Source organism: Terriglobales bacterium, from assembly GCA_035651995.1.
GTDB lineage: Bacteria > Acidobacteriota > Terriglobia > Terriglobales > Acidobacteriaceae > DASRER01.
In genome coordinates this window covers 51,854-75,094 of the sequence record DASRER010000020.1, presented here as the reverse complement: position 1 = coordinate 75,094, position 23,241 = coordinate 51,854, and the positions used below count along the sequence as shown (strand labels likewise).

The window sequence follows — 23,241 nt, the reverse complement described above, 5'->3', positions numbered from 1 at the left end:
GACACACGGCCGTCAACGGACAATGACGCTCCGCAAAATACTGGTTACCACGGCAGCGCTGCTTTGTCATGGGCTTGTGGCAGCGCCGCTATTAACCAGCCAGTTGCGCGCCGAGCAGACCACCACGCCTGGGCAGACGGCCTCGCCCGCGCAGACCACCGCCACGGCGCTGGCGCCGGCGCCAAGCACGCAACCGGGCGAACCAGTGAAGATCGAGGCGAAGACGCAGCAGAAGCAGGGTGACGCCTTCACGCTGAGCGGCGACGTGCGCATCACCTACAAGAACCTCACGTTCAGCGCCGACGAGATCACCTACAACGAGGCCACGGGCGAGGCCACCGCCACCGGCCACGTGCGGCTGTTGGGCGGGCCGCACGACGAAGACGTGCACGCCTCGCGCGGCCACTACAACCTGCAAAGCGAGAGCGGCACGTTCTACGACGTGCTGGGCACTACCGGCATCCGCTTGCGCGGCAATCGGCTGCAGCTGACCTCGTCGCGGCCGTTCATCTTTGCCGGCTCGCGCGTGGACAAGACCGGACCGGACCACTTCGTGGTCCACGATGGCTGGGTCACTTCGTGCGACAACCCGGAGATGCCGGCGTGGAGCTTTCGCGCGCAGCGCGTGGTGGTTGAGGTGGGCGACAACGCGCAGATCTACCACACCACGTTTCGCCTTGGACGCATCCCGCTGTTCTACCTGCCCTACGTGCAGCACCCGGTCGAGGCGCTGGGACGGCAGAGCGGGTTCCTGATTCCGACCGTCGGACAGTCGTCAACCAAGGGCACGGTGCTGGGCGACGCGTTCTACTGGGCGATCAATCGCAGCTTCGATACGACCATTGGCGCGGAATACTTTTCCGACCGCGGCTGGGCGCAGCACGGCGAATTTCGCGGCAAGCCGAGCGACAAGACGTATTTCGAGGTCCGCTACTTCGGCGTGCTCGACCGCGGCTTCGGACCGACCAAGATGGACCAGGGCGGCGAAGACGTGCGCGGCAGCGGCGAAACCACGTTCCCGTTCGGCATACGCGGGGTGGCCGACATCGAGTACCTCAGCTCGTTCGTCTTCCGCCAGGCATTTACGGAAACCTTTTCCCAGGCGGTGAACTCGGAAGTCCGCTCGCTGGCCTTCGCCAGCAAGGCGCAGAACGGATACTTCTTCAACCTGTCCGGCAACCGCTACCAGAACTTTGAGAGCACCGCGAAGGGCGACTACGTCTCCATCCTGCACATCCCCAGCTTCGAAGTGGGCAGCGTGGAGAAGCGCATCCGGCGCACGCCTTTCGTGTTCTCGTACGGCGCGGCGGCGGAAGGCGTTTCGCGGCGCGAGCCGGGATTCGAGACCGATCCGGTGGTCGGCCGCTTCGACCTGACGCCTTCGATTGCGGCCCCGCTGTTCCTGAAGGGCTGGACGTTCAGGCCGGAGCTGGTCCTGCACGAGACCTACTACACGCAGCGTGTTGTTCCGAACGGGTCGCTGGGCACGCCGGTTCCCATTGACGCGAACCGCCGCGCGGTCGAGATCGGCGCGGAGGCGCGTCCACCGGCGATTTCGCGGGTCTTCGACCGGCAGATCTTTGGCCGCCAATGGAAGCATGTGGTGGAACCCAGGCTGAACTACCGGCTAACGAGCGGCGTGGACAACTTCAGCAGCATCATCCGCTTCGACGCCAAAGACATATTGAGCAACACCAACGAGCTGGAGTACGCGCTGGTGAACCGGATCTACGCGCGCCGGCCAAACCCGGGAGACTGCTCCGCCGGCGGGCCGGCCCAGCCGGTTCGCGATCCGATGGCGCAGAATTCCGAAGCGCCCGAGTTCGCCCACACGCACGAGAACCTGCCCGCGGGGAATCCGTGTTACGAAGCCGGCAGCGCGCGCGAGATCGTGACCTGGGAGCTGGCGCAGAAGGCGTTCTTCGATCCCGATTTCGGCGGCGCGGTGGTCAATGGGCGGCGCAACGTGCTGACCACCACGGCCGAATTCAGCGGCATCGCCTTCCTCACCGAGCCGCGCCACACCTCGCCGCTGGCGTCGCGGCTGCGCATCCACCCCAGCGCCAGCACCGACCTGCAATGGACCCTGGACTACGACTTCAAGAAAGGGCGGATCAACGCGTCAACGGCGATTGCCGCGTGGCGCTTCGGAGAGTTTTTCGTGGGCGGCAGCCACGCCTATTTCCACGTTCCCGGCGAAATCTTCACCACCAATCCCATTCCCGGTCCAGACCTGTTCAACCAGTTCCGCGTGCTGGCCGGCTGGGGACATCCCAACAAGCGCGGCTTCAACTTCGCCGGCAACATCGGCGCCGACACCAACCTGAACTTCCTGCAGTACTCGGTCGGCCAGCTCAGCTACAACTGGGACTGCATCGGCGCGACGTTCGAATACCGGCGGCTGGCGCTGGGCGCGGTGCGCAATGAAAACCAGTTCCGCTTCTCGCTCTCGCTGGCGAACATCGGGACGTTTGGGACGATGAGGCGGCAGGAGAGATTGTTCTAAGGCAGCACCCAGCATTCAGCACTCAGCATTCAGCCCCTGCACGTTCCCCGGCTAAGGGCGCGCATCCTCGCTGAAGCCGTTCAGGGGCTGAATGCTGACGGCTGAGCGCTGACTGCTACGGCTGGAATTCCACGATCTCACCCGGCATGCGCAGCTGCTCGAACTGGCGCAGCGCTTCGCTGAGCACGCGCAGTTGCGTTTTGTGGTCCCCGGCCGGGCCGAGCACGCGTCCCATCTTGTGTCCGACGGGACAAATGGCGCGCGGTGGACGCATGGGGCGTGAGTCCTCCGGCGAGACGGTGATGAGGACCGTGGGGATTCCTTTTGCTTCGATCTCTCGTTGCGCCGCAACGATTACGCGGTGGCAGACCGGTCAACCGCCGGTGAGGACGACGGCGTCTGCCTGCGAGCGCTCGATTTCGTGCGCGATGGCCGGGGCCAGCACTTCGTACTGCGCCTTGAGGTCGCTGGAAAAACCCTTGAAGCCGATGTGCTTGTTGGACACCTTGCCGATCATGCCCTGCGCGGCGAGTTCGCGCAGCAGCGCCAGCGGGAAAACGCTGTTGGGATCGCGGCGGGCGTCGCTCTCGTCGTAGTGGCCGTGCTGGAAGCGCAGTGCGGAAGGGTCGGCGTCGCCGGGAATGACGCGATAGCTCTCGTCGCTGTTGGACGAGAAGGGCGGCTGGCCTTCGAGGTAAACGCCGGTGGAGGAGACGAGCGCGATTGCCATCTCGCTGACCTTGCTCGTGACCGGGGTGTACGGGACCGACTTGCGGGACATTTCCAGGGGCATGGGGCCTCCAACTCTTCAATAGTACAATCCGCGGAACTTCCAGCCGCAGAGGACACGGAGGACGCGGAGGAATTGGGCTTCGTGCTTTGGAACTGCATCCCGAGGAGCGCAGCGAAGGGGGAGCCCTGCTCTCGACACAATGTCCTGCGTGAGCCCGCGAATGGCTGAGACTGCCGACGCCGCACCCGCGCACTCAGGCGTGAAACAACCGGGGTTGGCCGCCGCCTTCCTGCTCCTGGCATTCGCAGCGCAGTGCCTGCTGGCCATCCTGCGGTATTCATCCTCGGAATCGGACGGCTTGTCGGCGTTGGTTCCGCGCGCCGGGGCCCTTCTGGTCGGCACTCTGCTGGGAGCTTCCATCTGGTATGTGGGACGGCGACTCTACGGGCCATTGTGCGCGTTGATCGCACTCGCGCTGTACTGCTTTTCCCCGCGCATGATCCAGCAGGGCGCCGGCTCGGCGCGGATGGGCCTGGCGAGCTGGGGGTTCTTCGGGGCAATCTTTGTAGCGATGGCTGCCGCGCACACGTTGTACGCCGTTCCGGGTGTCCTCTCGCCCGGCCAGCGCTTTCGCCGTCCAGTGATGATCGGTCTGGCGCTCGGCGTAGGTTCGTATTCGCTGCCGGCGGTTGCGTTGGCAGTGCCGTTGGCGCTGGTGTTCATGTTGTTCCTGGCGCCGCGAAGGCGGCTCGAGGCAGCTGGCCTTTGGCTTGTTGGCTGCGCCTCAGGCGCAATCGTGTTCATCGTGATGCAACGGTTGGGTCCCCACGTCGCGCTATTCAATCGGCTGCCGAGTTCCGGCCACCCTGACGATCTCGGACAACTGAACCCAGTGCTGCTGGCCCTGACCGCGATCGCCCTAGCCGCTTGGCTCGGCCGGCGTCGGAGTCGTTTCTTCGGTAACACGGCTCCGCTGCTCGCGCTCGCGGCCTATGGCCTGCTGCTTGCATTCGTGCTCGCGGACCGCGACTTGTGGTCCGTCTGGTCGCCGTCAGCAACAATTTGGAATCCAGCCCTTCCCATGCTGTTCATGTTCATCGCCGGCGTCTTCGCCGACCTGCTGGAGACGCGCTGGCGCAAGCAAGTGGCGGCCGGCACTATCGTGCTGCTGGTGGCGTACGCGGCGATTGGCGTGCTCGGTTAGCCGCTACTCGCGATACAATGCCGCCGCCGACTTCCCCGACATCCGCAGACCAGGAGACCTGACATGGCCACGGCAACAGCCGTTCCCGGCGAGGCGCCACTGTCGCAGGCGCAGCGCATCATCAATGTGTTCGTCGCGCCCAGCAAGACCTTCAACGACATTCGCCGCAGCGCGAGCTGGTGGGCGGCGTGGCTGCTGATGGCCGTGGTGTCGTTTGGATTCGTCACGACCGCCGCGCAGAAGGTCGGCTGGGACGACATCCAGATGAACCAGATGAAGATGAACCCCAAGCAGATGGAGCGGCTGGAAAAGGCGCCGCCCGAACAGCGCGAGCGGCAGTTGCGCATCGGGATGACGGTGACGAAGGGGATCTCGTACCTGTTCCCGCTGGTGCAGCTGGTGGTACTGACCATCATTGCGCTGCTCATGATGGCGACCATGAACTTTGGCGCCTCGGCGCAGGCGAAGTTTGGCCAGTGCCTGGCGGTGACCATGTACGCTGCCTTGCCGGGATTGGTCAAGATCTTGCTTGCCATCGTGTTCCTGTTCCTCGGGATAGGGATCGAAGGCTTCACGTTCCAGAACCCGATCGCGACGAATCCCGGCGTCTTCGCGCAGGTCGGGACGCCGCTTTATGCGCTGCTCTCGGCGTTCGACATTTTCACCTTTTGGACGCTGATCCTGGCCGGCATCGGCTTTGCCTGCATCAGCGGGCTGAAGCGCTCCACCACCACGGCCATGGTGTTCGGATGGTGGGCGTTCGGGACGCTGATCGGCGTGGGGATGGCGGCGCTGTTCTCATAACGGCAGTTTCAAGTTTCGAGTTTCAAGCCTTAAGCTCAGAAAGCGTTCGGAGGAAGAATGAAAGTTGCACGTCTCATGGCAGTTGCCGCATTGATCGCCGTACCTGTTGCCAGCTTCGCGCAAGCCGCAGCACCGGCGGCCGCGCCCGACAAAAACCCGGTCACTTCGACCGTGCAGCGTTACTTCGACCGGCAGAAAGGCAACCTGGCCGGCGCGGCAGACGCGATGCCGGCCGACAAGTACAACTTCAAGCCAACCGACGGCCACATTACGTTCGCCAAGCTGATGGAGCACGTGGCCAAGTCGAATGCCTTCGTTTGCTCGAAGTTCGCCGACGGCCTGACGGCGCCCGCCGAGATCGACGCGGTGAAAGACAGCGACGGCAAGGACAAGCTCGTTGCCGCCCTCAAGCAGTCGTTCGACTTCTGCGGGCAGGCGCTCGCCAAGGTGGACGACTCCAAGCTCGGCGACCAGGTGGACTGGCGCGGAAGCCGCAAAGTTCCTCGCGCGCAGGCCGTGGTGGAGCTGCCGGTTGACCTGGCCGACCACTACGCCGCCGCGGCGACGTACCTGCGGCTGAACGGGATCCTGCCGCCCAGCGCGCAACCGCGGAGGTAAGCATCGGGTTGTCGGGCGATCGGGCGCGCGGGTGAGCGGAAGGCCGTCCGGCGCTGGATCGCCCGATTACCGTTATTACCGTTCGGCTTTAAAAACCAGCCGGTCAACGACTTGGCCTGCATTCCAGGCCAAAACGTGTGTTCTAATACCTGAATTCAGCTATGGCGAAGCTGTCCCCCAGAGTGCGCCGCCACGCGCTGGCCATGAGCCGACGCTGGCGTGAATTCAAGATGATCGTTCGCGGGGTCGCCTCAACCGACCACCCCGTGCAGGCGCACATCGTCCCCATGCGGCGCTGCAATCTGAGCTGCGCCTACTGCAACGAGTACGACGACGTCTCCAAGCCCGTGCCACTGGAGGAGATGCTGCGCCGGATCGACCACCTGGCGCGGCTGGGAACAACGCTGATCGTGGTCAGCGGCGGCGAGCCGCTGCTGCATCCCGAGCTCGACGACATTATCCGCCGCATCCGGCGCCACGGCATGCTGGCGGCGATGATCACCAACGGCTACCTGCTCACCGCCGAGCGGATCGAGCGGCTGAACCGGGCGGGCCTGGAGCACCTGCAGATCTCCATCGACAACGTCCAACCTGACGAGGTCTCGATGAAGAGCCTGAAGGTGCTCGACAAGAAGCTGCAACTGCTGGCTGACTACGCCGAGTTCCACGTGAACATCAATTCGGTGGTCGGCGCCGGAATCAAGACGCCGCAGGACGCGCTGGTGATCGGAAACCGCGCCATCGAGCTGGGCTTCACCTCGACCGTCGGCATCATTCACGACGGCACCGGGAAGCTGCGCCCGCTTGATCCCGAGTCGTTCGCCGTGTACGAGCAGATGAAGCGGCTGAACAAGTCGAGCTACTCGCGCCTGAACAAGTTCCAGGACAATATCGCGCGCGGCCTGCCGAATGAGTGGCGCTGCCGCGCCGGCGCGCGGTACCTGTACATCTGCGAGGACGGGCTGGTGCACTACTGCTCGCAGCAGCGCGGCTATCCCGCCAAGCCGATTGCCGAGTACACGGTTGAGGACATCCGCCGCGAGTTCCTCACCGAGAAGCCGTGCGCGCCGCTGTGCACCATCTCGTGCTCGCACCAGACCGCTTACATGGACTGGTATCGCGCTCCGCAGCATCCGGCGCCGGAGCCGGCGGCTGCTCCCTCGCCCGCCGCGGTCGAGCCGGAGCTTGTGCAGATCGAAACCAACTAGCTGATTAATTGCCGAACTGCGGAACGGCCGAATTGAAACCCGCAAGTGGCACGACCGTTGGTCTATTCGGCGCTCCGGCAATTCCGCGGTTCGGCAGCCGAGCTGTGCTGAACGCTGCTCTGCAAGATTTGGCGTCTGCCAGCGTCTCTTTTACATCCAACTAGTTAGAGAAAAGCGGAGTAGAATCTGCCATGCGCCGGGTCATCAGTTTTGTATCCCTAGTCGTCGGCATTTCGTTCATCGCACTTCCACTCGCGCAGGCGCAGGTGACGTTCCACGGCATCCCGCCTTCGGTTACGTCGGTTACGCCGGGACGCTTTGGAGCTCCCGGTGTTCCCGCCGGGATCAATTCGTTCGGCGGCTTTGTCGGGTCCAAGGGCGGGTTCGGCGGCAACGTCATCATCAGGGACCCGCGCTTCGACGGGCGCCTGAGCGGCTTTCACGGCGGCTTTCGCGGACGCGGACGCTTCCCGGTTGTGGTGCCGGTGTACGTTCCTGTGTACGGCGGATATTACGGCGGCTACCCGCTCGTGTACCAGCCGCACTCGATTGACGATCCCGTGGTCGCGCCCGGCGGCGTCGTTCAGTACGGGACAATGTCGAATTCCAGCCGCTACGAGCAGCCGGTGTACTCGCAGCAGCAGGACGATGAGCGCTACGGCGAGCACTACCTCGACGACCGCGAAGATTCGCGCCGCGACGAGCCACGCCGCCGCCCGCGCTCGGATGTAGCTGAAGAAGACCAGACGCCTTCAGCGCGGGTAGTGCGTCCCGAAGTGATGGAAGTTCCGCCGACGAAGGAGCCGGCCAAGGCCCAGTCGTCACCGGACATCAACGTCCTGCTGGTATACAAAGACGGGCGCCGCCGCGAAGTACACAACTACGTCATCGTCGGACAAACCTTCTGGGACCTGACCGACCACCTGACGCGCAAGATCCCGCTCAGCGACATTGACCTGGACGCGACCACGAAGGTCAACGACGAGCGTGGCACGCCCATTACGCTGCCCAAGGGATAAGGGCTTGCAACCGCGGAGGCGCCGAGACGCGGAACTTCGCTACCCTGGTCCTGTTTTCAAATCAGATGCTGTTTCCTAAGCGCCCCCGCGTCTGCGCGGTTTGACGGTCCAGCGCTTCGAAAACAGGCGCTGCTCGTGGTATAATTCCATCAGCTCATAACGCGGTTAACATCCTGTAAATGCAATCACTTATCGCGCTTGCGCCCGCCTCAAATCCAGCCCGCAAGAACGCGCTTGGTGTATGCGAATCGATCCCGCGTTTCGGCTCGCTGAAGACGGAGAACTGAGAACCGAGAACGGACAATGGCTGACGAACAGAATCCCCAACTCCCTCTGAATCCCCCCGGCGGCGACGGACAAGGTCCGGGTGCGACCAATGTGCAGCCCATCAACATTGAAGAGGAGATGCGGCGCTCGTACCTCGACTATTCGATGTCGGTGATCATCGGGCGCGCGCTGCCCGACATTTACGACGGCCTGAAGCCGGTGCATCGCCGCGTGCTCTACGCGATGTACGAAATGGGCCTGCTGCACAACCGCAAGCACCTGAAGTGCGCCAAGGTGGTGGGCGAGGCGCTGGGCAAGTATCACCCGCACAATCCTGAGGCGCTGTACGACGCGCTCGTCCGCATGGCGCAGGACTTCTCGTTGCGCTATCCGCTGGTGGACGGGCAGGGCAACTTCGGTTCAGTGGACGGCGATCCGCCGGCTGCCTACCGGTACACCGAATGCCGCATGACGCGGATTGCGGAAGAGCTGCTGGCCGATATCGACAAGGACACGGTGGACTTCGTCGCCAACTTCGACAACACGACGACCGAGCCCACGGTGCTGCCGACCAAGGTCCCGAACCTGCTGATCAACGGGTCGAACGGAATCGCCGTCGGCATGGCGACCAACATTCCGCCGCACAATCTGACCGAGATCATCGACGCGACCATCCACCTGGTAAACAACCCCAGCGCGCCGCTCAGCGAGATGCTGAAGTTCGTCAAAGGCCCCGATTTTCCGACGGGCGCTTTCATCTATGGGCGCCAGGGCATTGCCGACGCTTACAAATCGGGCCGCGGGCGCTTCGTGATGCGCGCCAAGGCGGCGATCGAGAACATCAGCAAAGACCGCCAGGCGGTGATCATCACCGAGATTCCGTACCAGGTGAACAAATCGACGCTCATCAAGCGCATCGCCGACCTGGTGCTCGAAAAAGTAATCGACGACGTCAGCGACGTGCGCGACGAGAGCGACCGCGACGGCATGCGCATCGTGGTGGAGCTGAAGCGCGGCGCCGAGCCGCAGATCGTGCTCAACCAGCTCTACAAGCACACCCAGATGCAGGAGAGCTTCAGCATGATCTTCCTGGCCGTGGTGAACGGCCAGCCGCGCGAGATGGGCCTGATTGCGGCCATCCAGCACTTCATCGATCATCGCGTGGACGTGGTGCGCCGACGCACGGCGTTCCTGCTGGCGCGGGCGCGCGAACGCGAGCACATCCTGGAAGGCTACAAGATCGCGCTCGACCACATTGACGCGGTCATCGCCATCATCCGCGGCAGCGCCAATCGCGGCGAGGCGCGCGACAACCTGGTGGGATACTTCGCCGGCAAGACGATTGACGTCAACCTGAAAGGCATCTCCACGCGACGGCCCAGGCTCGACCATCCGTTCACGGCGAAGCAGGCTGACGCCATCCTCGAACTGCAACTGCACCGCCTCACGCGGCTCTCCATCGACGAGATCGTGAACGAGCTGAAGGAAGTGCGCGAGCGCATCGAGGAATACGAAGCCATCCTCGCCAGCGAGAAGAAGCTGCGCGGCGTGATCATCAAAGAACTGGAGCAGGTCCGCAAAGACTACGGCGACGAGCGCCGCACGCAGATCCTCGACGAAGCAGCCGAGATCAAGCTGGAAGACCTGATCGCCGACGAAGAAGTGGCCATCACGGTGAGCCACTCCGGCTACCTGAAGCGCACGCCGATCTCGACCTACCGGCAGCAGCGCCGCGGCGGCACCGGGCGCACAGGGATGAAAACGCGCGACGAGGACTTCGTCGAGTACCTGTTCATCGCCTCGACGCACGCCTACCTGCTCATCTTCACCAACACGGGGCGGGTGTACTGGCTCAAGGTGTACGAAATTCCCGACGTCGGCGCGGCCGGCAAGGGCAAGAGCATTTCGAACCTGGTGTCGCTGCAGCCGGGCGAGAGCGTGAAGGCGATGCTGCCGGTCCGCGACCTGGAAGAGGAAGGCAAGTACGTCTTCTTCGCCACGCGCAATGGCACCGTGAAGAAAACGCCGCTCACCGACTTCTGCAACGTGATGTCGCGCGGCATTATCGCCATCGGCATTGATTCGGGCGATGAACTGGTCGCCGCTTCGCTCACCGATGGCAGGCAGATCGTCTTCCTCGCCTCGCACGAGGGCATGGCGGTGCGCTTCGACGAAGAAGAAGCGCGTCCCATGGGCCGGCCGGCGTTCGGCGTCCGCGGCATGGACCTGGAGAAGGGCGACTACGTGGTTGGCATGGCGATTACGCCGCGTCCCGGCGCGACGAACGGCAAGGCGGCCGAGACGGCCAAGGCCAGCGGCAAGGGCGAGGCGGCCGTGCACGCCAACCTGATCCTGAGCGTCACCGAAAACGGCTACGGCAAGCGCACGCCGGTGGACGAGTACCGCCTGACGCATCGCGGCGGCAAAGGCGTGATCAACGTGAAGACCACCGAGCGCAACGGCCGCGTGGTCTCGATCATGCTGGTGGACGAGCAGTCGGAAGCGATGGTCATCAGCCACTACGGCAAGATCATCCGGATGAACACGGCGTCCATTCGCGAAGCCGGCCGCTCGACGCAGGGCGTGCGCCTGCTCTCGCTCGATGCCGGCGACAAGGTGGCGGCGGCGGTGGTCATCCCGCCGGAAGAGAAGGAAGAGAACGGCGGGCTGATACAGTAGGCGACAGAGGGATTATCGAGCCCAACTCGGTACGAATTCGCGCAATCGCTGAATTGCTTTCGATAAGCTGGGCGAGTTGGCACTGGCGAGGCCGGGATTCCAGGCGCTCGCAACAAATCGGGACAACGCAGCGTTGTAGTTCGGACCTATCTTGCTTGTACTTCCCGGACGAGGACAGATATCGTCCCGAATCTGCCTTCTTCGGGAGCCGCGCGCAATTTCGATCAACTTTTCCTTTGGATCGCGAATGCTTTCAGGATCTCCCGGAATCGCGGCCAGCCCCACGCCGAGAAATCTTGAGGCCGCCTGCCGGTCTGCTAAGAGCCAAGCTTCCACCTCTCGGATCGCGACCCGCAAGATAAGATTCGCACTCAGAGGGGCTCTTAACCAGTCTTCAATCAGTTCGGGCGGACAGCCATAGGAGTTCAGGTCCGTCAAAATTATGTAAGGAACACTCTTTGCGGCATTATTGAATCCTCCGATGTTCTTTTTGAGGTAGCCGTACCCGCCACGACTGTATATGGTGCGAACCGCGTAGTCTCGATCAACGAAAGCGAGCACGCGAGAGATTACTGATTCACTGAGTGCGTCCTCGACAGCCAGATTAGCTGGAATCGGCATCTTTACTGGAACAGATCCAATTGGGGCAATCCCTCAGGTGCAGTCTTCGGTATAGCAGCATCCGCGAGGCTCATTCCGCCCTCAAGCAAGTCTCTGATTTCGCTATTAGACGAAGCCAACTCTACCCGTGTGCCCTCTTCGGAAGGTGTCAGGAGCAACATCTCTTCACCGCCGATTCCTGGATCCGACAGCAGATCTGGGCTGTGGGTACTGACGATAAGCTGACGTTCCCGCTGTCTCTGGATTCTGTACATTAAGGCTGGGAGCTTGCGAATAATGCCGGAGTTCAGGGATAACTCGGGTTCCTCCAACAGGAGCAAAGAACTTCCCTCGAGCAGGGACCATAGAAGTCCGATGAGTCGAAGTGTCCCATCTGAAAACTGATCCTCTCGCTGTTTCGCTCCTTTTGGCCGCCAATGCCGATAAACGGCTTCCAAGTGCGGAATGCCGGCCTCGTCCTTCACGTCTGAGAGTTCGCTCAACTGAGGAACCGCGATTCGCAAGGCGGCCTCAATACGGCGAAGTCGCGAGCGGCGGGTTTTCTCCGGCGTTCTCGCAACCCTTTCAAGAAAGCTCTTCCCGTAAGGATCCCCAGGCAAAACGGGGCCCACAAATGCTTCCGGGTGCTTGATCAACTGTGGGACAAGATGAAGATAATCGATCGCTTCAAAGAAGCGTGCCACCGGTCGGAAGCGTGAGTTCGCACTTATTTGTTCCAGATAAGTCTGCGTGCGTCGCAGTGGATCTTGTTGATCGTTCTTGTCTGGCCGACTGACGACATCACTGCCATTGTGCGTCACTCTTTCGAACGAGAGATAAGGCTGCCTGTATCCTCGCGATTCCTGCTTGATACCAACCGAATAGGTCCACTTGTCCGAGTCATCCCCTGCCAGTTCGATTTGGAGCTCGACATCCGGGTCCTGCCGCGCCGCCAAGCAACGAATTCGTGAAATTCCGCCACGGTCGCTGACGGCCTTCTGAAGGCCGCCTCCGGCCTTTGCTAGGTCCCTGAGGAACACAAATACATCCAAGAAGTTGGATTTGCCGGAGGCATTTGGACCAACCAAGAAAACACGGCTGCCAACTGGGACGTCGACCTGTCGAAAGTTCCGCCAGTTCTTGAGAGTGATACGTGTAACGAGCATTCGTGCAGTGAGTTTAACGGCGTAGAGAAGGAGCCGCAATACCCACACAACCGGACCCCGAAATTCCTTTTGCCTTCCCGCCGCACGGGAGTATGCTTTCGCGCGCTATGGCTACTCCGCAAGCAGCACCTCTTGTTTCACTCGGGTTTGAAGGTGACGAGCTGCGCGTGCCGCAGGGCGCCACGCTGCCCAACTTCTGCGTGAAGTGCGGCGCGCCCGGCACCAAGCCGCTCGATAAGAATTTTTTCTGGCACAACAAGTGGCTCTTCCTGCTGATCCTGATCAGCCCGATCATCTACATCATCGTGGCGCTGATCGTGCGCAAGAAGATGCACCTGGTGGTGCCGCTCTGCGACCAGCACTCTGCGGCGCGCAAGCGCAACATCTGGATCGGCGTTGCGATGCTGGCCGTGTGGCTGCCGCTCGGGATCACCGGGAGCGCCATCGGCGGCGACATCGAGCCGGCGGCCTGGCTGCTGGGGATGGCGCTGTTCGTGGCCGGGATCATCGTGATCTCGATGTCGGCGGCGGTGCTGCGCCCAACCTACATTGACCCGGTGTACGGCAAGTTCACCGGCGCATCGCAGGAGTTCCGCTCACGCCTGGTGTAGCTTGAAGGTCACGGGCGCAAAGGGTCGCGAAAAAAATGCCGCGGCGGGCCGCCTTCGTTCGGGTGGCGAATCCGCCGCGGCTGATCTTGGCTGGCCTTTTATCAATTTGCTCAACGGCAACCAAAGAAATGACCGCGGCAGCCGTGGTTTGCGAGTGGCCTGCCGCTGGCAAGAAGTGTTCCAGGACTAGGCTGCCTCGCGAGTGCTGCCGCCGGACTTTCCTTCGGCCCTGCGAGCGCGCCTGCGCCTGGCTATCACGGCGACCGCCGCTGTCTTGCGGCGGCGGCTGGTGCGATTGCTGCTGCGGCCGCTGCGGCGCCGCGCCGCGGCTGCCTTCTTGATGTTGCGGCGGGCCGCCGCGCGTTGCTTCGCTGTTGCCATGGCTAATCTCCTTTGCGGTGTTTCTTGCGTTTGTGTTGCTTCATCACGGTCCGCGCCGCCACTTCCCTGGCGCGCTTCCCGTAGCGTCGCGAGCGCTGAGCGCTCTGCTTGATGTGTTCGTACTGCCGCTGTTCCTTGCTGCCGGCGCCACGCAGGCGCTTTTTTCCTGGCATTACTCTCCTCCTCCAATCTCGCGTGCTGATGATTGGAAGCTGGCGACGCAAGCGCGGCTGTATGTGCGATGCACAAATCGGGTGTAGCGGATTTGTGGGAAAACAGCAGTCAGCATGCAGCAGTCAGCATTCAGTGCCGATTCGGCTTCGCGAACGCGCCTTCATTTCGCCGGGGACCGCCGAGGGTGAATGCTGACTGCTGACTGCCAAGTCCTATTGCACTTTCGGCGACAGCGGCTTGTTGCCCGGCGGCATCGGTCCGCCGCCCATCGGCACGGAGACATGCTCGTGCACGATGAGCCAGCGTCCGTTCTCGCGCGCCCACTCCACGGTCCAGCGGCCTTCCATCGTCGAAGGCGTTCCATCGGCCATCACCAGTTCGGCGTGCCAGGTGGTGAAGCCGAGCGCGTGGTTGCCCAGCACCTGAACGCGCGCGTCGTCGGGAATGGTCGCCTTGAACTGCCTGAAGCCGGCGAGCACGTTCTTTACGCCCTTCTCGTACGCGGCCCAGCCGGTGTACTGCATTGGGGTGATGTCGAAGTAGATGTTCTGCGGGTCCTTGGAGTAGAACGGCGCGGCGTTGGCCGGATCGAGCGTGCCCCAGGCGTCCCAGATGCGCTGCATGAGCTCACGGCTGGGGGCATTCGCCATTCGGCGCGCGGGAGAATTCGGCTTCTGCTTGACCTGCGCCCAGGCCGACGACGCGACAGCGAGCGCGAGCAAAACAAGGGCAGTCCTGCGCAGCTTCATGGCGAAACTCCTTTGTGTTTTTTTGTGTCCTGTGTGTTGAAGGTCCGGACGCGCTCGCCGATCACGCGCAACATTTCGTCGAGCGCCGCCTCGGCGTTTTCCAGCGTCATACGTAGAGGAACGACGCACATGGGCTCGAGCTGCGCCGCCAGCGCGCCCAGGTTAACGGCGTCCTTTTCCGTGGTCATGAAGCCGTCGGCCTCGGACTTCTCTCGGAGTTGCAGCAGGTCGCGGACATCGCGCTCGGAATAACGGTTGTGATCGCGGAAGCTGGCCTCGGCCGCCGGTTCGACGCCCGCCTTGCGCAGCTGCAGCAGGAAATTCTGCGGCCGCGCGATCCCGCAGAACACCACCGGATGCTGCGGCGCGCCGCGCGGCGGGATGATGCCGCGCCGCGCCCGCCACACGCGCCTGCCGGCGAGCGGAAACGGTTCCGGCTCGGCGCCGGCGGCGAGCACCACGGCGTCGGCGCGCGCCAGGGCTGAAAGCGGCTCCCGCAGGCGTCCAGCCGGCAGGACACGGTCACGCGCGTCGTCGGGCGTGACCAGCACGATATCGAAGTCGCGAGCCAGCGCCCGGTGCTGAAAGCCGTCGTCGAGAAGGTGCAGGTCTGAGTCGAACTGTTTTTCGGCTTCCAGGCCAGCGGCGTAGCGGTCCTCGCCGACGATGACCGGAACCTTCAGCCGGCGCGCGATCAGCAGCGGCTCATCGCCGAACTGCTGCGCCGAACCTGCAACGTCCACGACGGCGACGCCGCGGCTGGCCCGGCCGTAACCGCGGGTGAGCACGTCGCAGCGCAGGCCGCGCCGGGCGAGCAGCTCAGCCAGAAGCATGACGAACGGTGTTTTGCCCGCGCCGCCCACGGCGACGTTGCCTACGCTGATCACCGGCTTGCGCAGCCTGCGCGCCGGCAGCGTGCCGCGGTCGTAGAGCGCGTTGCGCGCCGCCACGCCCGCCGCGTAAAGCCCGGACAGCACGCTCACTTGGCAACCTCGCGCGTGGCGGGCACACGGGCGCTCCCGGTGGCGGCAGCCGGCGCGGCGGCGTTTGCTGTCAGCAGCCTCTCGAGAGCGGCGATGGTGCGCGCCGTGGCGCCGGCGTTTTCGTCGACAACCTGCTTGGCGCGCGCGCCCAGGTTGAGCCGGTCACCGTCGTGTTCGAGAAGATGCAACAGAGTGGGCGCAAGCTCCTGCCCGGTCACTACGCGCAGCGCTCCGGCGCGCTGAAAGGTGGCGACCATGTCGCGGAAATTTTCCGTGTGCGGGCCGACGAGGATCGCGATGCCATGCCGCGCCGGCTCGATCACATTGTGTCCGCCAGCAGGCGCCAGGCTGCCGCCGACGAACGCGACATCGGCAAACTCATAGAGCGCGGCCAGTTCGCCGATGGTGTCGAGCAGCAGGACGCCGCCGGAGAGTTCCGTGCTTTCGTTGAGCGCCGTCCGCCGCCAATGCCGCAGGCCGGAAGCCGCGACCAAGTCGGCGGCCGCCGCGAATCGCTCCGGATGCCGCGGCGCCAGTACCAGCAGCGAAGCGGGACGAGCCGCCAAGACCTGCCGAAACGCGGCGAGCACGATCTCCTCTTCGCCCGCCAGCGTGCTGCCGGCGACGATCACGCGCTCGGCGTTCCCCTGGATGGCATTGCGCAGCAGCGGCGCAACGCTCGCGCTGGAAGCGCCGGCGTCGAACTTCAAATTTCCCGCCACGCTCACGCGCGCGGCCTCGGCGCCGATCTCAACCAGACGGCGCGCGTCTTCGCCGCTTTGCGCGAGAAACACATCCACATTGCCGAGGATGCGGTGCAGCAGTCCGCGCCAGCGCTTGTATCCGGGGAGCGAGCGGTCGGAGATGCGCGCGTTGACCACCGCGACCCTTGCGCCGGACGCATGTGCCAGCAGCAGGAAGTTAGGCCAGAACTCGGTTTCGGCGAGCACGACGAGCGCCGGCCGCAGCGCGCGCAAGTAGGGACGGATGGCGAAGGCAAAGTCCAGGGGAAAGTAAAAAACGTTCCCGGCGCCGAAGCGCTCGCGCGCCAAGCTCTGGCCGGTACGCGTGGTGGTCGAGATGAAGACGCGGCGCTCGGGCATCTGCCGCCGCAGCTCGGCGATGACCGGGCTCATCGCGAGCACTTCGCCGACCGAGACGGCATGGATCCAGACCGGCGGTGGCGCATTTTGTCGGCGAAGCGCGAGCCGCTCGGGGACACGGCCCAGCCGCTCGCTCAGTCCGGCGCGGTACTTGCCGTGGCGCAGCATCTTCCACAGCCACCACGGCGCCAGCAGCAGCGCCGCGGCGCCCGCGGCCAGGCTGTAGAGAAAGTACATCGAGCGCCATTGTATCGCCGCGCTTGTCTCATTCCCGCGCCCGCCCTGATAATGAGCGGGTGCGCAGCCGTCGTGCCATTCTGATCGCGCTGGTGCTCTTCGCCCGCGCCACCGCGCTCAACGCGGCCCGGGACTTCGTCCTGCCGCAAGCTAGCCCAGCCACCAGCTACCCGGCGCACGACCAGCACACGCAGGAGGGCGTCACCTTTGCGGCCGATCCCTACGATCTTCCGGACAAGGAAGCGTCTGTGTTCAGCATCCGCTTCCTCGAGCACGGGCTGCTGCCGGTTTTCCTGGTGGTGACGAACGACAGCGACAACCCGATCGCACTGACCTCGATGAAGCTGCAACTGATCACTGCCGACAAAGTGAAGATCAACCCGGCGACCGAAGAGGACATCTACCGCGCCATCCAGCGCAGCATCAAGCGGCCCGACAGCCCGCGGACATCGCCGGTGCCGCTGCCGCGCCGGGCCCCGAAGCCCACCGTCCGCGGCAGCGAGCGTGACGAGGTGGATGGCGCCATGTTCCGCGCCCGCGCCGTGGAACCGCACAAAACGCGCTCCGGGTTCGTTTTCTTTGACGTTTCAGGCATCAGCCGCCCGCTTTCCGGCGCGCGCCTGTACGCCACCGGCGTCAAGAACGGCGACGGCGACGAGCTCTGGTACTTCGAAATTCCGATGGAGAAGTACCTTTCCACCCCAGTTCGTTGATTTGCGTCCAACCTGAGCGCGACTGCATCCAGCTGCCATGCAGGCCTCGCGGCCAGCGAGCGATTGCCTGATCCGGCGCGCCACTTTTTCCGACGCCCAGGCCGTGCTGCGCTGCCTGCACGCCGCATTCGAGCCTTACCGCAGCCAGTACACCGAAGGGGCGTTTCGCGACACGGTGCTCGATCCGGTTACCGTCCACAAGCGCCTGGCGCGCATGTCGCTGTTCGTGGCGATCGCGCCAGACGGCAAGATCGTCGGCACGATCGGCTGCGAGGTCCAGCCTGGCGGCAGCGATGGCCATCTGCGCGGCATGGCGGTCCTGCCGCAGTGCCAGGGCGGGCGCGCCGCCGCACAACTGCTTGATCGTGCCGAAGAGGAGCTGCGCGACGGCGGTTGCAGCCGCGTGACGCTCGATACGACCGAACCTCTTCAGCGCGCCATCCGTTTTTATGAAAAGCACGGCTACGCCCGCACCGGACACGTGGCCGACTTCTACGGCATGCCGCTCCACGAGTTCGCGAAAAATTTGCGGTCAGGTTCGCGGGCGAATCTGTAATCTAGAGCATCCATGCGCGCCGTGGCGGTGATTCCGGCGCGGCTGGCCTCCACCCGCCTGCCGCGAAAAGTCCTGCGCCCCATCGCGGGACGTCCGATGCTCGCCTGGGTGTATGAGGCTGCGCGCGCCGCGCCTGGATTGGCCGACGTGATCGTCGCCACCGATGCGGACGAGATCGTGGAGCTGTGCCGCCGCCAGGGTTGGAGCGCAAGGCTCACTTCCGCCGCGCATCGCAGCGGTACCGAGCGGGTGCGCGAGGTGGCCGCCGCCGTTCCGGCCGACGTGTACCTCAACATCCAGGGCGATGAGCCCCTCACCCGTCCCGAGCACATTGCCGCACTGCTGGAGCTGATGGCGCGCAGCGACGTCCAGGTGGGCACACTGAAAACGCCATGCGCGGCACACGATGTCGCCAATCCCAACGCCGTGAAGGTGGTGGCCACCGGCTCGGGGCGCGCGCTTTATTTCTCGCGCGCCCCCATTCCCTTCGATCGCGATGCGGCGGGCGTGGCGCGCTACTTCAAGCACCTGGGATTCTACGGATATCGCAAGGGCGCGCTCGACCGCTTCGCGAACTGGCCGGAGTCGTCGCTGGAAAAATCGGAGCGGCTGGAGCAGTTGCGCTTTCTCGAGCACGGCATCGCCATCCACGTAGCGGAGACGCCTTTCGACACCATCGGCGTGGACACCGAAGAGGACGCGCAGCGCGTGGAGACGCTGCTGCTGGAGCGCGCGCCGCGATGATCACCATGACGCGCCGGCAGATGCAGCGCATCAGTGGCCGACGCCGGGCTGGTGGAAGTCCGGCGCCATGCCAAGTTCGCCCACCTGCGCCTGCGCCGCGACGTGTGGCGCGCCTACCTGAAGCAGCTCACTAAGTGGTAGACCTCCCCCGGCCTTGCCTCGGACGAGTCAGGCTGGATCACGGGCGAAGACATCCTGGCCGGCGGCGGCCTGCGCGTGTGATCCGGGAACATCGGGCCATCGGGTCATTGGACCCTTGAGACGAATCCCAGGGTCCAATGACCCGATGACGCAGTGGCTCGAGATTCACTAGTGGGGCAGGAACTTCGAGACGTAAGGCGAGTTCCGCTCGGATCCCGTGCCCGAACGCCGGAAATGGCCCGACGGTCCCTCCCCCAGGAATTCCGAGAACCAGGCCTCGTGCTCCACCTCCTCATGCAGGATGGCGAGCGACAGATCGTAGGTGCGATGGTCCTTGCCGGCGGTGATGTTGCAAATGTTCGTGTAGCCTGCCACCGCGCAGCGTTCCGCCTTCACCAGGACTTCCAGCATCGAGCGGATGTCCGTCGGGTCCTTCGGCAGCGACGCCGGCGGGCAGGCCGAGATGTCGTGGAACACCTTCATGTCGTCGGGAATTTTTCCGCCGAGTTCGTAGATGCGCGGCACCAGAGCTTCAAAGTGGTTGCGGTCTTCGATGCGCGCGTCTTCGGTGATCTCCTTCAGTCCTTCGCCTTCGGTGCCGATCAGGTTCACGCGCAGAATCGTGTAGTAGTAATACGTGGTCAGTTCAGCGGAGGCGTTTTTCACCAGCAGGTCGAGCAGTTTCTCCACGTCGACTCCCGCCTTCACCACCATTTCACGGGCAACACGCGCCATAACAATTCCTCCTTTCGGGAAACTTGGGTTGCTGATGGGGACCGGTCGGCGTCCCAGAAGTCAGCGGCGGCGTCGTGGCGTTGCGGTCAGCTTCGTGAGCGAGGACTGCGCTTGCGGGCGCATTTGCGGCACAGGCCGAGCGCGTCCACTTTGAATTCACGCACGCGGAAGCCGCGCGGCGCCGGGCGGCGAGCGCGAACGGGAACCAGCCAACTGCTCGCCACGTCTCGCACCGCGCCGCAGCGCGTGCACACCAGGTGATGGTGCCGCTCCAGCGTGGGATCCACGCGCAGCGGGCCCGCGCCGGGATGCAGCTCGCGCAGCATGCCGTGCGCCACGAACGTCTTCAGGTTCTTGTAAACGGTGGCCAGCGAGATCGAGGGGATCTGCCGGCGCACCAGGTTGTAAACGTCTTCCGGGGAGTAGTGGCCCGGCCGGGCAGTGACCGCGCGGTAGATGATCACACGCTGGTGCGTGGCCGCCAGGCCGTGCACCCGGCAAAGCTCCCGGACCTTGGACTGCGACTGCATGCGATATCGGATGATAAGGATTATCGAACAGGTTGTCAGCCGTAATTCATGCCCGCGCGGCTCAGGCGCCCGCGTGCGCGGGCGTGCCCTGGTTCACGAACACGTCCGCTTCGCCCAGGATCTGCTTCACCAGCGCCGGCGATGACGCCTCCGAGTACACGCGCAGCAGCGGCTCGGTGCCGGAGGCGCGGAACAGCACCCAGGCATCGGCGCCGTTACCGTTCGTGGGAGCGTCGAGATAGAACTTGATGCCGTCGAGGTTCTCCTTCCGCAGGACGTTGAACGGGCCAAGCTGCTTCGTCTCCGCAGCCGCGGCGCGCGCGATGGCCGACTGCTTCACGTCGTCGGCCACCTTCATGTCGAGCCGGCCATAGTGGTGCTCGCCGAACTCGCGCTGCAGCCCGGCGACGAGCTGGCCCAGGGTCTTTCCGCTGTCAGCCATGGCGTTGGCGAGCAGCAGCGAGTTCAGAATGCCGTCGCGCTCGGGCAGGTGGCGCGGGATGCCGATGCCGCCCGACTCCTCGCCGCCGATCAGCACTTCTTTTCCCGAGAGCACGACCTCGGTGACGAACTTGAAGCCGATGCCGTGCTCGACCAGCTCGCGTCCGTACTTTTTCGCGATGCGGTCGAGCATGCGCGTGGTGTTGAACGCGCGCGTCACCGCGCCCGGCCACTTCTTGTATTCCAGCAGCCACTGCAGCAGCACGGCGTAGCACTTGTGCGCGTCCACGAACGTGCCGTCTTCGGTGACGGCGCCGATGCGGTCGGCGTCACCATCGGTGATGAAGCCGGCCTGCGCCTTCTCCCGCACCACCGCCTCCTGCGCGGCGCGCACGTGCGGCTCGATGGGCTCGGGATTGATGCCGGGGAACAGCGGGTTCACCTCGGCGCGAATCTGCACGTGATCGACGCCGCGCTGCCTGAAGATGCCGGCGAGCACGTTGCGGCCGGCGCCGTACATGCAGTCGATGACGAAGCGAAAGCCGGCTTTCTCGATCTTCGCCATGTCGGCGAACTGTGTGATGGCGGCGACGTAGTCGGGCTTGAAGTCCACTTCGGTGAGCGCGCCGCCGGGGAATCTCGGATCGGCATTGGCATACAGCTCGGCCTCGATCTTCTTGAGCGCAGCGGGCGTGGCCGATCCGCCGAATTTTTCCTTGAACTTGATGCCGTTCCAGCTCCACGGATTGTGGCTGCTGGTGACCATCACGCCGCCGGCGGCCTGACGATGCTTCACGGCGTACGAGAGTGCGGGTGTGGGCGTGTAATCGTTGGCGAGCTGCACCTTGAGCCCGGCGGCGACGAACTTTTCGGCCACCAGTTCGGCGAAGCGGCGCGAGCCGAAGCGCGTGTCGTAACCGATGAGCAGAGGACGCGAGGCGTCTTCATTCCTGCGCACGTAGGCGGCGATGGCCGCCGAGACGGCGCGCACGTTTTCGAAGGTGAAGTCGTCGGCGATCACGCCGCGCCATCCGTCGGTGCCGAATTTGATGTCTTGGGTCATATGTATTTACATCCCGAAGCGTTCGGGATTTCGGGAGCAAGCGCTCACGTTAACTTCCTGAGTTTCTTCTTCTCATCCAGCTGCTTCACGATCCTGGCCACGTCCTGCGAGTGCTGGCGCGTGGTGATGAGCAAGGCGTCGTCGGTCTCGACCACGACCACGTCTTTCACGCCGACGGCAGCAACGAATTTCCCCGGCGCGTGGACGTAGTTGCCGGCCGCATTCAGCAGCAGCTCGCCGGCGGCTTCGATCACGTTGCCGTTTTCGGCCGCCATCGGGCGCGCCGCGGACTTGTGTTCGTGCAGCGCCGTCCACGAGCCCAGGTCGTTCCAGCCGAAGTCAGCCGGGAGGCAGTAAATCCCGGAAGCGCCTTCGCCGCGCGCCGAGCGCGGCTCGAGCACGGCGAAGTCCACGCTGATGTTTTCCGCCTGCGAATACAGCTTCGCGAACGTGCGCTCGAAGCGACGGGTGCCGTAGGTGGCGGCAATCTTCTCCAGTACCGCCGCTGTTGACGGCAGGTGCTCGCGCAGCGCGTTGACCAGCGTGCGCGCGCTCCAGATGAACATACCGCTGTTCCAGAAATAATTTCCGGCGACGAGAAACTCGCGCGCGGTGATGGCGTCGGGCTTTTCGGTGAAGCGCCGCACGCGCAGCCGGCCGCCGGGCATGGCGCCGCCGGCTTCGATGTATCCGTAACCGGTCTCGGAACGCGAGGGCTCGATTCCCATCACCACGATATTTTCGCCTTCTGCGGCGATGGCGGCGGCGCGCTCCACGGCGGCGCGGAAGCGCTTCTCGTCGGAGATGACGTGGTCCGAGGGGAACATGCCGATGATGGCGTCCGGATCGCGCGCGAGCAGGATGAACGCGGCCAGGCCGATCGCCGGGGCCGTGTTGCGTCCGAAAGGTTCGGCGATGATCTGCCGCGCGGGAACGCGCTTCACCTGCTGCCGGATCGGCTTGAGCAGGTCATCGTTGGTGATGATCCAGAAGCGATTGCGCGGCGCCAGCGGCTCGAGCCGCCTTACCGTCTGCTGGATCATGCTGCGCGGGCCGTCGAGCGCCAGCAGTTGCTTGGCGCGGCGGCGGCGCGAGAGCGGCCAGAACCGGGTGCCGCGCCCGCCGGCAAGAATCACGGGATAGAACGACAGTTTCAAGAAAGCAGCTTCAAGTTTCAAGTTTTGGGCGAAGCAGGCCTTCAGGCCTGCATATCAGGTATCACCCCAATTGGGGCCTTCAGGCCCCGGGTACCTCAGCGGCCGAAGCCGCCGGCCTC

25 protein-coding genes are annotated in these 23,241 nt (G+C 64.1%); 12 read left to right on the top strand and 13 right to left on the bottom strand.

The features are described 5' to 3' along the window. Nucleotides 1-76: 76 nt before the first annotated feature. Complete coding sequence (gene lptD, locus VFA60_06235; GenBank protein HZQ91371.1) at nucleotides 77-2,506, top strand: LPS assembly protein LptD; 2,430 nt, start codon at nucleotides 77-79, stop codon at nucleotides 2,504-2,506. A gap of 115 nt (nucleotides 2,507-2,621) precedes the next feature. Here the strand turns inward: lptD and VFA60_06230 are convergent, their stop codons facing one another. Both VFA60_06230 and VFA60_06225 read right to left on the bottom strand, forming a co-directional pair. Next, nucleotides 2,622-2,780: a hypothetical protein gene (locus VFA60_06230; protein ID HZQ91370.1), complete on the bottom strand. Its 159-nt coding sequence runs from the start codon at nucleotides 2,778-2,780 to the stop codon at nucleotides 2,622-2,624. 99 nt (nucleotides 2,781-2,879) lie between these two features. Continuing rightward, the gene (locus VFA60_06225) at nucleotides 2,880-3,299 is read right to left on the bottom strand and encodes a glycine/sarcosine/betaine reductase selenoprotein B family protein (GenBank protein ID HZQ91369.1); all 420 of its coding nucleotides are present in this window, start codon (nucleotides 3,297-3,299) and stop codon (nucleotides 2,880-2,882) included. Nucleotides 3,300-3,459: 160 nt separating this feature from the next. Here VFA60_06225 and VFA60_06220 point away from each other — a divergent pair, with 160 nt between their 5' ends. From VFA60_06220 to gyrA, 6 genes are all read left to right on the top strand, one after another. Continuing rightward, a complete protein-coding gene (locus tag VFA60_06220) occupies nucleotides 3,460-4,443 on the top strand; it encodes a hypothetical protein (protein HZQ91368.1) in 984 nt (327 codons plus the stop codon). A 63-nt stretch (nucleotides 4,444-4,506) separates the two neighbouring features. Next, the gene (locus VFA60_06215) at nucleotides 4,507-5,247 is read left to right on the top strand and encodes a YIP1 family protein (GenBank protein ID HZQ91367.1); all 741 of its coding nucleotides are present in this window, start codon (nucleotides 4,507-4,509) and stop codon (nucleotides 5,245-5,247) included. A 57-nt stretch (nucleotides 5,248-5,304) separates the two neighbouring features. After that, entirely contained in the window at nucleotides 5,305-5,865 is a 561-nt protein-coding gene (locus VFA60_06210) for a DinB family protein (GenBank protein ID HZQ91366.1), read from the top strand. Nucleotides 5,866-6,026: 161 nt separating this feature from the next. After that, nucleotides 6,027-7,073: a radical SAM protein gene (locus tag VFA60_06205; GenBank protein HZQ91365.1), complete on the top strand. Its 1,047-nt coding sequence runs from the start codon at nucleotides 6,027-6,029 to the stop codon at nucleotides 7,071-7,073. 191 nt (nucleotides 7,074-7,264) lie between these two features. Further along, the gene (locus tag VFA60_06200; GenBank protein HZQ91364.1) at nucleotides 7,265-8,092 is read left to right on the top strand and encodes a hypothetical protein; all 828 of its coding nucleotides are present in this window, start codon (nucleotides 7,265-7,267) and stop codon (nucleotides 8,090-8,092) included. 303 nt (nucleotides 8,093-8,395) lie between these two features. Continuing rightward, nucleotides 8,396-11,038, top strand: a complete 2,643-nt coding sequence (gene gyrA, locus VFA60_06195; GenBank protein ID HZQ91363.1) for a DNA gyrase subunit A — start codon at nucleotides 8,396-8,398, stop codon at nucleotides 11,036-11,038. A 12-nt stretch (nucleotides 11,039-11,050) separates the two neighbouring features. Here gyrA and VFA60_06190 read toward each other — a convergent pair whose 3' ends face one another. Further along, on the bottom strand, nucleotides 11,051-11,659 hold the full coding sequence (locus VFA60_06190) for a hypothetical protein (GenBank protein ID HZQ91362.1): 609 nt from the start codon (nucleotides 11,657-11,659) through the stop codon (nucleotides 11,051-11,053). Nucleotides 11,660-11,661: 2 nt separating this feature from the next. Next, nucleotides 11,662-12,804, bottom strand: a complete 1,143-nt coding sequence (locus VFA60_06185; GenBank protein ID HZQ91361.1) for an AAA family ATPase — start codon at nucleotides 12,802-12,804, stop codon at nucleotides 11,662-11,664. Nucleotides 12,805-12,911: 107 nt separating this feature from the next. Here VFA60_06185 and VFA60_06180 point away from each other — a divergent pair, with 107 nt between their 5' ends. Continuing rightward, the gene (locus VFA60_06180; GenBank protein ID HZQ91360.1) at nucleotides 12,912-13,415 is read left to right on the top strand and encodes a hypothetical protein; all 504 of its coding nucleotides are present in this window, start codon (nucleotides 12,912-12,914) and stop codon (nucleotides 13,413-13,415) included. 1 nt (nucleotide 13,416) lies between these two features. Next, nucleotides 13,417-13,605, top strand: a complete 189-nt coding sequence (locus tag VFA60_06175) for a hypothetical protein (protein ID HZQ91359.1) — start codon at nucleotides 13,417-13,419, stop codon at nucleotides 13,603-13,605. Here the strand turns inward: VFA60_06175 and VFA60_06170 are convergent. The 5 genes from VFA60_06170 to VFA60_06150 form a co-directional block, all read right to left on the bottom strand. Then, a complete protein-coding gene (locus tag VFA60_06170) occupies nucleotides 13,602-13,796 on the bottom strand; it encodes a hypothetical protein (GenBank protein ID HZQ91358.1) in 195 nt (64 codons plus the stop codon). The two genes, VFA60_06175 and VFA60_06170, sit on opposite strands and share 4 nt — an antisense overlap. Before the next feature lie 2 nt (nucleotides 13,797-13,798). Beyond that, the gene (locus VFA60_06165) at nucleotides 13,799-13,969 is read right to left on the bottom strand and encodes a hypothetical protein (protein HZQ91357.1); all 171 of its coding nucleotides are present in this window, start codon (nucleotides 13,967-13,969) and stop codon (nucleotides 13,799-13,801) included. A 213-nt stretch (nucleotides 13,970-14,182) separates the two neighbouring features. Next, nucleotides 14,183-14,719, bottom strand: coding sequence for a DUF4440 domain-containing protein (locus tag VFA60_06160; GenBank protein ID HZQ91356.1), 537 nt, complete (start codon nucleotides 14,717-14,719; stop codon nucleotides 14,183-14,185). After that, a complete protein-coding gene (lpxK, locus tag VFA60_06155) occupies nucleotides 14,716-15,702 on the bottom strand; it encodes a tetraacyldisaccharide 4'-kinase (protein HZQ91355.1) in 987 nt (328 codons plus the stop codon). The genes VFA60_06160 and lpxK overlap by 4 nt, the downstream gene beginning before the upstream one ends. Then, nucleotides 15,699-17,042: a 3-deoxy-D-manno-octulosonic acid transferase gene (locus VFA60_06150; GenBank protein HZQ91354.1), complete on the bottom strand. Its 1,344-nt coding sequence runs from the start codon at nucleotides 17,040-17,042 to the stop codon at nucleotides 15,699-15,701. Before VFA60_06150 ends, lpxK begins: the two co-directional genes overlap by 4 nt. 59 nt (nucleotides 17,043-17,101) lie before the next feature. Between VFA60_06150 and VFA60_06145 the strand changes: the two genes are divergently transcribed. Genes VFA60_06145 through kdsB form a run of 3 tightly spaced genes read left to right on the top strand, consistent with a single transcriptional unit; the run spans nucleotide 17,102 to nucleotide 19,055 of the window. Continuing rightward, nucleotides 17,102-17,755 (top strand): hypothetical protein, encoded by a 654-nt coding sequence (locus VFA60_06145; GenBank protein ID HZQ91353.1) that lies wholly within the window; start codon nucleotides 17,102-17,104, stop codon nucleotides 17,753-17,755. Nucleotides 17,756-17,792: 37 nt separating this feature from the next. Continuing rightward, nucleotides 17,793-18,311 (top strand): GNAT family N-acetyltransferase, encoded by a 519-nt coding sequence (locus VFA60_06140; protein HZQ91352.1) that lies wholly within the window; start codon nucleotides 17,793-17,795, stop codon nucleotides 18,309-18,311. A gap of 12 nt (nucleotides 18,312-18,323) precedes the next feature. After that, nucleotides 18,324-19,055: a 3-deoxy-manno-octulosonate cytidylyltransferase gene (gene kdsB, locus VFA60_06135; protein HZQ91351.1), complete on the top strand. Its 732-nt coding sequence runs from the start codon at nucleotides 18,324-18,326 to the stop codon at nucleotides 19,053-19,055. Nucleotides 19,056-19,364: 309 nt separating this feature from the next. Here the strand turns inward: kdsB and dps are convergent, their stop codons facing one another. The 4 genes from dps to VFA60_06115 all read right to left on the bottom strand — a co-directional run bounded on the left by dps (nucleotide 19,365) and on the right by VFA60_06115 (nucleotide 23,122). Continuing rightward, a complete protein-coding gene (gene dps, locus VFA60_06130) occupies nucleotides 19,365-19,931 on the bottom strand; it encodes a DNA protection during starvation protein (protein HZQ91350.1) in 567 nt (188 codons plus the stop codon). Between the two features lie 86 nt (nucleotides 19,932-20,017). Next, entirely contained in the window at nucleotides 20,018-20,461 is a 444-nt protein-coding gene (locus VFA60_06125; GenBank protein ID HZQ91349.1) for a transcriptional repressor, read from the bottom strand. A gap of 61 nt (nucleotides 20,462-20,522) precedes the next feature. Next, nucleotides 20,523-21,965, bottom strand: a complete 1,443-nt coding sequence (locus tag VFA60_06120) for a phosphoglucomutase/phosphomannomutase family protein (protein ID HZQ91348.1) — start codon at nucleotides 21,963-21,965, stop codon at nucleotides 20,523-20,525. A gap of 44 nt (nucleotides 21,966-22,009) precedes the next feature. Beyond that, nucleotides 22,010-23,122, bottom strand: coding sequence for a mannose-1-phosphate guanylyltransferase (locus VFA60_06115; GenBank protein HZQ91347.1), 1,113 nt, complete (start codon nucleotides 23,120-23,122; stop codon nucleotides 22,010-22,012). Nucleotides 23,123-23,241 lie beyond the last annotated feature (119 nt).

Bases quoted from the DNA above. Each gene is read 5' to 3' on its own strand.
- VFA60_06230 (HZQ91370.1), bottom strand. From the start codon at position 2,780: ATGCGTCCACCGCGCGCCATTTGTCCCGTCGGACACAAGATGGGACGC.
- VFA60_06225 (HZQ91369.1), bottom strand. From the start codon at position 3,299: ATGCCCCTGGAAATGTCCCGCAAGTCGGTCCCGTACACCCCGGTCACG.
- VFA60_06220 (HZQ91368.1), top strand. From the start codon at position 3,460: ATGGCTGAGACTGCCGACGCCGCACCCGCGCACTCAGGCGTGAAACAA.
- VFA60_06215 (HZQ91367.1), top strand. From the start codon at position 4,507: ATGGCCACGGCAACAGCCGTTCCCGGCGAGGCGCCACTGTCGCAGGCG.
- VFA60_06210 (HZQ91366.1), top strand. From the start codon at position 5,305: ATGAAAGTTGCACGTCTCATGGCAGTTGCCGCATTGATCGCCGTACCT.
- VFA60_06205 (HZQ91365.1), top strand. From the start codon at position 6,027: ATGGCGAAGCTGTCCCCCAGAGTGCGCCGCCACGCGCTGGCCATGAGC.
- VFA60_06200 (HZQ91364.1), top strand. From the start codon at position 7,265: ATGCGCCGGGTCATCAGTTTTGTATCCCTAGTCGTCGGCATTTCGTTC.
- gyrA (HZQ91363.1), top strand. From the start codon at position 8,396: ATGGCTGACGAACAGAATCCCCAACTCCCTCTGAATCCCCCCGGCGGC.
- VFA60_06190 (HZQ91362.1), bottom strand. From the start codon at position 11,659: ATGCCGATTCCAGCTAATCTGGCTGTCGAGGACGCACTCAGTGAATCA.
- VFA60_06185 (HZQ91361.1), bottom strand. From the start codon at position 12,804: ATGCTCGTTACACGTATCACTCTCAAGAACTGGCGGAACTTTCGACAG.
- VFA60_06180 (HZQ91360.1), top strand. From the start codon at position 12,912: ATGGCTACTCCGCAAGCAGCACCTCTTGTTTCACTCGGGTTTGAAGGT.
- VFA60_06170 (HZQ91358.1), bottom strand. From the start codon at position 13,796: ATGGCAACAGCGAAGCAACGCGCGGCGGCCCGCCGCAACATCAAGAAG.
- VFA60_06165 (HZQ91357.1), bottom strand. From the start codon at position 13,969: ATGCCAGGAAAAAAGCGCCTGCGTGGCGCCGGCAGCAAGGAACAGCGG.
- VFA60_06160 (HZQ91356.1), bottom strand. From the start codon at position 14,719: ATGAAGCTGCGCAGGACTGCCCTTGTTTTGCTCGCGCTCGCTGTCGCG.
- VFA60_06150 (HZQ91354.1), bottom strand. From the start codon at position 17,042: ATGTACTTTCTCTACAGCCTGGCCGCGGGCGCCGCGGCGCTGCTGCTG.
- VFA60_06140 (HZQ91352.1), top strand. From the start codon at position 17,793: ATGCAGGCCTCGCGGCCAGCGAGCGATTGCCTGATCCGGCGCGCCACT.
- kdsB (HZQ91351.1), top strand. From the start codon at position 18,324: ATGCGCGCCGTGGCGGTGATTCCGGCGCGGCTGGCCTCCACCCGCCTG.
- dps (HZQ91350.1), bottom strand. From the start codon at position 19,931: ATGGCGCGTGTTGCCCGTGAAATGGTGGTGAAGGCGGGAGTCGACGTG.
- VFA60_06125 (HZQ91349.1), bottom strand. From the start codon at position 20,461: ATGCAGTCGCAGTCCAAGGTCCGGGAGCTTTGCCGGGTGCACGGCCTG.
- VFA60_06120 (HZQ91348.1), bottom strand. From the start codon at position 21,965: ATGACCCAAGACATCAAATTCGGCACCGACGGATGGCGCGGCGTGATC.